This window comes from Pseudorhizobium flavum, assembly GCF_044142885.1.
Classification (GTDB): Bacteria; Pseudomonadota; Alphaproteobacteria; order Rhizobiales; family Rhizobiaceae; genus Neorhizobium; species Neorhizobium flavum.
This window is the reverse complement of sequence record NZ_JBIOKZ010000026.1, coordinates 1-8290: the sequence shown is the minus strand read 5'-3', so window position 1 is coordinate 8290 and position 8290 is coordinate 1. Positions and strand designations below refer to the sequence as shown.

General features: G+C 58.3%; 9 protein-coding genes, 1 pseudogene and 1 other annotated feature. Of the genes and pseudogenes, 5 read left to right on the top strand and 5 right to left on the bottom strand.

Translation table 11 applies throughout. The features are described from left to right. Positions 1-61: 61 nt before the first annotated feature. Together ACEPP2_RS21040 and ACEPP2_RS21035 are read left to right on the top strand one after the other, a co-directional pair. On the top strand, positions 62-826 hold the full coding sequence (locus ACEPP2_RS21040; RefSeq protein ID WP_001389365.1) for an IS6-like element IS6100 family transposase: 765 nt from the start codon (positions 62-64) through the stop codon (positions 824-826). 244 nt (positions 827-1070) lie between these two features. After that, the gene (locus ACEPP2_RS21035; protein WP_395517868.1) at positions 1071-1382 is read left to right on the top strand and encodes a hypothetical protein; all 312 of its coding nucleotides are present in this window, start codon (positions 1071-1073) and stop codon (positions 1380-1382) included. Between the two features lie 123 nt (positions 1383-1505). On the opposite strand, the gene ACEPP2_RS21030 is transcribed toward ACEPP2_RS21035, so the two are convergent. Next, complete coding sequence (locus tag ACEPP2_RS21030; protein WP_139346365.1) at positions 1506-1802, bottom strand: hypothetical protein; 297 nt, start codon at positions 1800-1802, stop codon at positions 1506-1508. A gap of 656 nt (positions 1803-2458) precedes the next feature. Here ACEPP2_RS21030 and ACEPP2_RS21025 point away from each other — a divergent pair. Then, the gene (locus ACEPP2_RS21025; protein WP_280514353.1) at positions 2459-2782 is read left to right on the top strand and encodes a hypothetical protein; all 324 of its coding nucleotides are present in this window, start codon (positions 2459-2461) and stop codon (positions 2780-2782) included. Between the two features lie 128 nt (positions 2783-2910). Here ACEPP2_RS21025 and ACEPP2_RS21020 read toward each other — a convergent pair whose 3' ends face one another. Beyond that, on the bottom strand, positions 2911-3261 hold the full coding sequence (locus tag ACEPP2_RS21020; protein WP_395517867.1) for an RAD55 family ATPase: 351 nt from the start codon (positions 3259-3261) through the stop codon (positions 2911-2913). Between the two features lie 192 nt (positions 3262-3453). Here ACEPP2_RS21020 and ACEPP2_RS21015 point away from each other — a divergent pair, with 192 nt between their 5' ends. Then, positions 3454-4488: a PAS domain S-box protein gene (locus tag ACEPP2_RS21015; protein WP_395517866.1), complete on the top strand. Its 1035-nt coding sequence runs from the start codon at positions 3454-3456 to the stop codon at positions 4486-4488. 126 nt (positions 4489-4614) lie between these two features. Further along, positions 4615-4851, top strand: a complete 237-nt coding sequence (locus tag ACEPP2_RS21010; protein ID WP_077549636.1) for a DUF6894 family protein — start codon at positions 4615-4617, stop codon at positions 4849-4851. Between the two features lie 377 nt (positions 4852-5228). On the opposite strand, the pseudogene ACEPP2_RS21005 reads toward ACEPP2_RS21010, so the two are convergent. The 3 genes and pseudogenes from ACEPP2_RS21005 to ACEPP2_RS20995 all read right to left on the bottom strand — a co-directional run. Further along, a pseudogene (locus ACEPP2_RS21005) lies at positions 5229-6197 on the bottom strand (SulP family inorganic anion transporter); the annotation flags it as partial. Between the two features lie 215 nt (positions 6198-6412). Next, positions 6413-6463: a sequence feature (sul1 is cis-regulatory element that is thought to sense ions involved in sulfur or methionine metabolism; They are found in Alphaproteobacteria), on the bottom strand. Positions 6464-6570: 107 nt separating this feature from the next. Beyond that, positions 6571-7191, bottom strand: a complete 621-nt coding sequence (locus tag ACEPP2_RS21000) for a tyrosine-type recombinase/integrase (RefSeq protein WP_395517865.1) — start codon at positions 7189-7191, stop codon at positions 6571-6573. Positions 7192-7464: 273 nt separating this feature from the next. Continuing rightward, positions 7465-8229 (bottom strand): IS6-like element IS6100 family transposase, encoded by a 765-nt coding sequence (locus ACEPP2_RS20995; protein WP_001389365.1) that lies wholly within the window; start codon positions 8227-8229, stop codon positions 7465-7467. Positions 8230-8290: the final 61 nt, after the last annotated feature.

Below are 8290 nucleotides of genomic sequence, written 5' to 3'. Positions count from 1 at the left end.
GGCTCTGTTGCAAAAATCGTGAAGCTTGAGCATGCTTGGCGGAGATTGGACGGACGGAACGATGACGGATTTCAAGTGGCGCCATTTCCAGGGTGATGTGATCCTGTGGGCGGTGCGCTGGTATTGTCGCTATCCGATCAGCTATCGCGACCTTGAGGAAATGCTGGCGGAACGCGGCATTTCGGTCGACCATACGACGATCTATCGCTGGGTCCAGTGCTACGCCCCGGAGATGGAGAAGCGGCTGCGCTGGTTCTGGCGGCGTGGCTTTGATCCGAGCTGGCGCCTGGATGAAACCTACGTCAAGGTGCGGGGCAAGTGGACCTACCTGTACCGGGCAGTCGACAAGCGGGGCGACACGATCGATTTCTACCTGTCGCCGACCCGCAGCGCCAAGGCAGCGAAGCGGTTCCTGGGCAAGGCCCTGCGAGGCCTGAAGCACTGGGAAAAGCCTGCCACGCTCAATACCGACAAAGCGCCGAGCTATGGTGCAGCGATCACCGAATTGAAGCGCGAAGGAAAGCTGGACCGGGAGACGGCCCACCGGCAGGTGAAGTATCTCAATAACGTGATCGAGGCCGATCACGGAAAGCTCAAGATACTGATCAAGCCGGTGCGCGGTTTCAAATCGATCCCCACGGCCTATGCCACGATCAAGGGATTCGAAGTCATGCGAGCCCTGCGCAAAGGACAGGCTCGCCCCTGGTGCCTGCAGCCCGGCATCAGGGGCGAGGTGCGCCTTGTGGAGAGAGCTTTTGGCATTGGGCCCTCGGCGCTGACGGAGGCCATGGGCATGCTCAACCACCATTTCGCAGCAGCCGCCTGATCGGCGCAGAGCGACAGCCTACCTCTGACTGCCGCCAATCTTTGCAACAGAGCCAGCAGGACTTTATCGCGCAGGCTCGCGACGAGAAAACTCTTCGACTGCGAGAGGCGCGACTAGCGAAAGAGACTGATGACCGCGCGAAAGCAACCTCTGCTCTGATCCGAATGCGTACCAAGACGGCCTGAGCAACGACTCGCCGACAGACATTCTGTCCTAAGATTACTCATGCCTCGCAGGATATCCCATGTCAGACGAGACGCACGAACTTCAGGCAAGCACGACCGCATGGCAAATTGCCATGCAGGAAATCCTGCGCATGGTCATCCGTGACCTCTATCAGTCTCATGGCGAGACGGTCTTCAAGGCGCATATCAAACGTATCGAGGAGGGCGCGGTCGACAGCATCTACAGCGATCTCCGACTGCGGGGAACGACGGAATGGACGGAGACCCTAGTGAAGGAGAAGGCGACCAACATCGTAACAACTCTGCTGACGTCGTTCACCTTCGAACAGTCCGGCCCGTCGTCAGGCGAACCGAAGGCGCGGAGAGCCTAAGTTCTCTCGGGGTGACAACTTCCGACATGGCTGGGGTGGCTAAGACCATTAGCGGGAAAAGTAGATAACGCATTGGCCGTCGTCTTCCACCATGGTTTCGACGCTCAAGCTCCAGGCAACGCGTCAGTCCCGACGTCGAGACGTGCCGAGTGCGGAGGGCGATGGTCCGGCCACCGGCAATTCGCCGTTCACCGCCTCGGCCAGGTCAAGATTGCAGGCTTGAGATGCTGCGTGGTCGATCTCAGCGTCGGTCACATACCGCTCAAAAACCTCTCCCGCCAGGCGCACGCGGTATTCTGAATTTCGCTGGTTATCCACCCGGACAGAGCTAACCCGAGCGTCGACCGTTTGCGTCAGTCGGCGAAATGGGCTGCTCCTCAAAGCAACGACATCTCCAAGCTTGTAACGTGGCTGCGACATTTGATGTTCTCCAGTTAAAACATGCCGCTGGCGAGCGTTTGTCTCAGGGGCGTGCCGACTTTGGGTTTCGAGTCTCGCGTAAGGTCGCATCAGAGCTACACTCAACAATGGGTTTGCCGAGCGGCGGCGCGTTCAACGTCCCGGCGCGGGCGAGGTAGGGTTCGCGGGGATCGCCCTGTCTGCACTTATGAGTGCATCGAGGGACTCCTCGTTGACCCTGTATGCTTCAGTGAGCCCTTGCGAGGTCACCATGAAGGTGAGCGTCCGGTGATAGGCTTTCCACATAACGTCGAGTGGTTCTTCCTCGACTAGAACGTCGAATTCACCAGGTGGGTGAGGTTGGACCATGCCCGGGAGCAGAAACGGGTTCAAAAAAGTCACTCGTTTTGAGAAAGTCCGCATGATGAAGCCCTGTAGGTGCTTTTCTGCGTGGGCTCCACCTAGAGCAGATCGCGAAGCACTAGGTATAGGATGAAACCGATGGATAGCGCTGGTGCCCACGTGTGAAAGATCGCTGCGGTTCTTGCCCGCACGTCCCTGGATGCTAGTTGTGCTGCTGAAAATGCGGAAGACATCTTGGTCCTCCTTCAGGTTGGGGCTGGGGTCTCGCAACCCCCGCCAACAGCGCCCGTAAAGTGGCTGCTGGAGCAAGCACTATGCGCTTCTCAACGCCGAAAGCAATAGCCATACCGGCAGGCAAAGTTGTTGGCTCGGTCAATCGGCTGGAAAACGGAAATGCGCAGCGGCAAGCGAGGGCGGACGACAGATTTCCCAATCGTCTCGGCTTCAGCATCCTCGACCAGCCCGGATACCTGCCATTCAACCACGCATCCGGTCAGCTCCCGTTCCATCTGATCGGCAGGCTCTACGAATGCACGTATAGGCAAGTCGAAGGATCAGGTTTAGTCGTTTTCGATCAGGGCCCCAATTCACCGGCACGAAATGGCCTTTTTCTGAAGCACCACTGGTTCACCACTTGATGAGCCGCCGTGGAAACTGCCGAGACAACGCGGCTGCCAAAAGCTTCCTTAACCTCTGAAGCGAGAGCAATACGCCGCAGGGTCTCCGTTTCGCGCGATGAAGCTCCCGAAACCGAAACGCAAACACGTCAGGAACAGGATGCAGTCACCCGTCGAGGCGGACAAGCAGCAGAAAAGTCGACCCGAGGGTGTCCAGGAAAACTGAGGCTATTGATGGTAATTCCTAGTTGGCTACGGTCGAAGAAATCAAGCGTCCCCAGCACCTGGAAAAGTCGGTCGTGGGTTTCCGCCAGAAGCGTGATGTACAAAACTTTCCGTCCCGCCCTGACATTGGCGAAGGCGACCTGGTTTGCCATGATCGTCTTGCCCGCACCAGGCTGTCCCTGAACGATATAAGAAGCGCCTTCAACCAAGCCGCCGCCCAATACCTCATCAAGCCCGTCTACGCCGCTGATGATCCTCGAAAGAGATTGTGTCACTTGGATTTCCCGCCCTATTCCCGACACTGAACTAGCGTAGCCGCCCTGTATTGCAACGGGCTCCGCCTATCTTTCGCTCGGCGTCTGGTCTATGTACTGTCAATCCCATTGATCAGCGAAGAGGTGCACCGACCAATGACATCTTCGCCAGACATGCGTGGTTCAAACGCGGCTACTCCTGACGACGCGAGTGTGAGACGCATCTCTGCCGCGAACGCTTTGGCTATCGCACCCTACGACCCAAAGGAACTGCTTGCGTCAATCGTTGAATCGTCACAAGACGCGATCATCAGCAAAACGATCAACGGTTTCATCACAAGCTGGAACCGTGGTGCCGAACAGCTATTCGGCTATGGGGCCGAAGAAGTCGTTGGGAAGCCGATCACGATCCTGATTCCTCAGGATCGATTGGATGAAGAGCCTGCTATTCTTGCAAAGCTCTGCGCTGGGCTGACGGTGGATCACTTCGATACGATACGTCGGCGGAAAGATGGCTCACTTATCGACATTTCCCTGACCATTTCACCGATCAGGGACAGCGATGGCACCATAGTCGGCGCTTCGAAAATCGCACGGGACGTCTCCTCCAGGAAGCGCGAAGAGGAGCGGCAACGCCTGCTTCTGGGAGAAATGCACCACCGGGTGAAGAACCTGTTCGCCCTCACCAGTGGGTTGATCACGATGGCTTCGAAGTCCGCCGCGTCGCCCGCAGAACTGGCGGACTCTATGCGGCAGAGGCTATCCGCGCTAGCTGCTGCGCACGACCTGACCCTGCCAAGCCTTGATGACCCGCAAGGACGAGATGAAAGTGCCACTCTGCATCAACTACTGGAAAAAGTGGTGGCTCCGTACCAGGACGAATCTTGGCAGCGCATTTCTCTGGCGGGCCCTGACTTCCGAGTGGCCCAGAGTCATACGACAAAGGTAGCTCTCCTCTTCCACGAACTAGCCACCAACGCTGCAAAATACGGTGCGCTGTCCGTTCACGAAGGCAGGGTTAACATCACGACGAAGGCCGTCGACGATTATGTAAACATTGCCTGGGAGGAGACCGGAGGGCCTGCGATTTCGAAGCGGGACACTTCTACTGGCTTCGGCACAAGGTTGATCGACTCGATTGCCAGAGGCTTCCCCGCAACCGTGAATCGGGAGTGGAGAGCATACGGGCTATGCGTAACCTTCGAGATCGCGGTCCGAACCCTTCAGCCGGAGAAGGCAGTAACATAACTCGAAGGCGACCCAGCGTACTAACGGGAGTGCGAGATTGTGCACCCTCCTCATTTTGAAGCGTACGTTAGCGGACGGAAACTTCTCTGGAAGCCCGAGGTTCGGACCTACAGCAGGAAGAACCCAATGCCGAGATTCTACTTTCACATCCGTAGGGGTGATGAGGTAACACAGGACCCTGAAGGCAGTGAACTGGCTTCGGCTGCGCAAGCACGGCAGGAGGCTATCCTTTCGGCACGCGAGATTTTATCGCAACGGGTCCTCAATGGGGAACCAATAGACGGTGACGCGTTCGAGATCACACGCGCAGACGGCACCATAGTTTCTACGCTCTCATTCAGGTCCGTGCTAGATTTGAGATGAAGCGCTCGTCTTCGGCATCGACCTTTCCAAGCCACGTTTGGTTTTTTCGCTCCGCTTGCTAAGATGACGCATGGCTAAAACAAACAACCTGCTTCTCAATGCTCTCCCGGCTGATGCCGCGACAGTGCTTTTGCCCGATCTTCAGAGGGTGGAGCTGAAGCGAGGGGACGTTCTATTCGAACCGCATTCTCCCATTGCATACGTGTACTTCTTTGAGGGCGGACTCTCCTCCGAAGTCGCCGCCACTTCTGGGAAGCGTCTGGAAGTCGGATGCATTGGTCACGAAGGGTTTTCGGGTGCGCCGGTGGCACTGGGAGTGGACAGAACTCCTCATCAGGCCTTCATGCAAGCGGGCGGACCCGCTCTCCGCATCGAAACGCTGCCATGGGAATGCGGCTGACCAGCCCGCCCAGGACGAGGATCATGAACAGCAGGAAGACGCCCGCGCAGAAGGTCGACAGGCGTCCCCGACCGCCGGACTTCACGTTGATGATCGACTGGCCGATCATGGCGCAGCCCGCCATGCCGCCGATGAAGCCCGTTGCTGTGTTGGCGATCCCCTGTCCAACGCATTCCCGGTTCTTGTCGCTCGGCGTGTCCGTCAGGTCATCGACGATCTGCGCCGTCATCAGGGACTCCAGCAAGCCGACCGCAGCCACGGCCGCCGAATAGGGCAGGATGATCATCAGGGTGTCGAGGTTCAGCGGGATGTTCGGGATCAGGAAGACCGGCAACGTCGAGGGCAGTTCGCCCATATCACCGACGGTTCGGATATCGAAGCCGAAGAAGATCGAGATCGCCGTCAGGACGACGATGCACACGAGCGGCGAAGGAACCGCCTTGGTGAGGTAGGGGAAGAGGTAGATGATAGCCAAGCCTGCCGCCACCATCACGTAGGTCAGCATCGGGACATTGGTCAGTTCCGGCAGTTGCGCCATGAAGATCAGGATCGCCAGCGCGTTGACGAAGCCCGTCATGACCGAGCGGGAAACGAACCGCATGAGGTAGCCGAGCTTCAGCAAGCCCGCGACGATCTGCAGGACACCTGCAAGGACGGTGGCTGCCAGCAGGTATTCCAGCCCGTGGTCGCGCACGAGCGTCACCATGAGGACTGCCGTCGCGGCTGTGGCTGCGGAGATCATGCCAGGTCGTCCGCCCACGAAGGCGATGAGCACGGCAATGGAGAAGGAAGCGTACAGGCCGACCTTCGGGTCAACCCCTGCGATGATGGAAAAGGCGATGGCTTCGGGAATGAGAGCCAGCGCCACCACAAGCCCAGCCAGAACGTCACCTTTGACGTTGCCGAACCATTCTGATTTGAGAGTGCCAAGAAAATCCCGGTTCAAGTTATGGTTCTCCTGTGCTCATCCGGCGCTTGGGAGGCCGCCGATCAGCAAAAATTTTTTACGGGAATGGACGCCGCTGAAGACGCTCAATCACGAACGCGCAAGCGAAGCTGGCGGCATCAGTTCGAAGACGTGATCAGGCCGTCGCAGTCATTTGGAAGGTCCAATCGGAATGCTCGCTGCGGTATCTAAAATGAAGATTTGCAGGAGCTAGCTGGTTGCCGAGGGATAGGCGCTCGGAGAAGCCACCCGCGAACGGGTCCGGTTGATGGCGGCAATATTGCGGCAAACAAGCTCGGGATCAAGCGGAAAGTTCTTATGACCGCTGATGGCGCGAGAGGGACCATCGGCAAGGCCGCCGATGGTCACGAACCTACAGCTCAATCTGCTCCGCGATTCTCAGGGCGTCATCTACCTCGACGCCAAGGTAGCGAACCGTGCTTTCGAGCTTTGTGTGACCGAGCAGTATCTGGACAGCTCGCAGGTTACCCGTCTTCTTGTAAATCTGCGCTGCCTTGGTTCGCCTCATAGAGTGAGTGCCATAGGCGCTGGTGTCGAGCCCGATAGACTCGACCCATCGGTGGACAATCCGCGCATACTGCCTCGTCGACAGATGCTGCGACGTCTTACGGCGGCTTGGGAATAGATAGCTGCCGCCGCTCCGTCGGACGAATGGGAGCCATGCTGCAAGTGCAGCTTTCGTCTGCTCGGTCACTTCGAACTGTACGGGCCGATTTGTCTTCTTCTGGATGATGGTGGCTCGATCCCTGACCAAGCTACCAGACCACAGGTCTTCGACCCTCAGTCTTACGAGGTCGCAGGCGCGAAGCTTGCTGTCGATGGCGAGATTGAAGAGCGCCAGCTCTCTGATGGCTCCGCACATTTCCAGTCGAACGCGGATCGACCACACGTTCTTTGGCTGAAGCGGGCGCTTCTGACCGATCAGGATACCCTTGTTCCAGGGGCGGCGGGGACGTAGTGGTGTTGTTTCCATGAGGAGTTCTCCGCCACTCCTCCCGCCGCGTCGCCTCCATCAGGCCGCCAATCATAGCACGTGTCGTCGCTACTCGGCCCATTGCGGACTTGTGCGACCAGCTTCTGGCACTTCTGCGCCATGACGGCCGTCGGCCCACAGCGGACTTCACTTCATGGCGGTGACAGCCACCGATGGCATCCAAGTTATGAGGGGATGGTCTTAACTGGCGCTCCGATGGGCTCTGTTGCAAAGATTGGCGGCAGTCAGAGGTAGGCTGTCGCTCTGCGCCGATCAGGCGGCTGCTGCGAAATGGTGGTTGAGCATGCCCATGGCCTCCGTCAGCGCCGAGGGCCCAATGCCAAAAGCTCTCTCCACAAGGCGCACCTCGCCCCTGATGCCGGGCTGCAGGCACCAGGGGCGAGCCTGTCCTTTGCGCAGGGCTCGCATGACTTCGAATCCCTTGATCGTGGCATAGGCCGTGGGGATCGATTTGAAACCGCGCACCGGCTTGATCAGTATCTTGAGCTTTCCGTGATCGGCCTCGATCACGTTATTGAGATACTTCACCTGCCGGTGGGCCGTCTCCCGGTCCAGCTTTCCTTCGCGCTTCAATTCGGTGATCGCTGCACCATAGCTCGGCGCTTTGTCGGTATTGAGCGTGGCAGGCTTTTCCCAGTGCTTCAGGCCTCGCAGGGCCTTGCCCAGGAACCGCTTCGCTGCCTTGGCGCTGCGGGTCGGCGACAGGTAGAAATCGATCGTGTCGCCCCGCTTGTCGACTGCCCGGTACAGGTAGGTCCACTTGCCCCGCACCTTGACGTAGGTTTCATCCAGGCGCCAGCTCGGATCAAAGCCACGCCGCCAGAACCAGCGCAGCCGCTTCTCCATCTCCGGGGCGTAGCACTGGACCCAGCGATAGATCGTCGTATGGTCGACCGAAATGCCGCGTTCCGCCAGCATTTCCTCAAGGTCGCGATAGCTGATCGGATAGCGACAATACCAGCGCACCGCCCACAGGATCACATCACCCTGGAAATGGCGCCACTTGAAATCCGTCATCGTTCCGTCCGTCCAATCTCCGCCAAGCATGCTCAAGCTTCACGATTTTTGCAACAGAGCC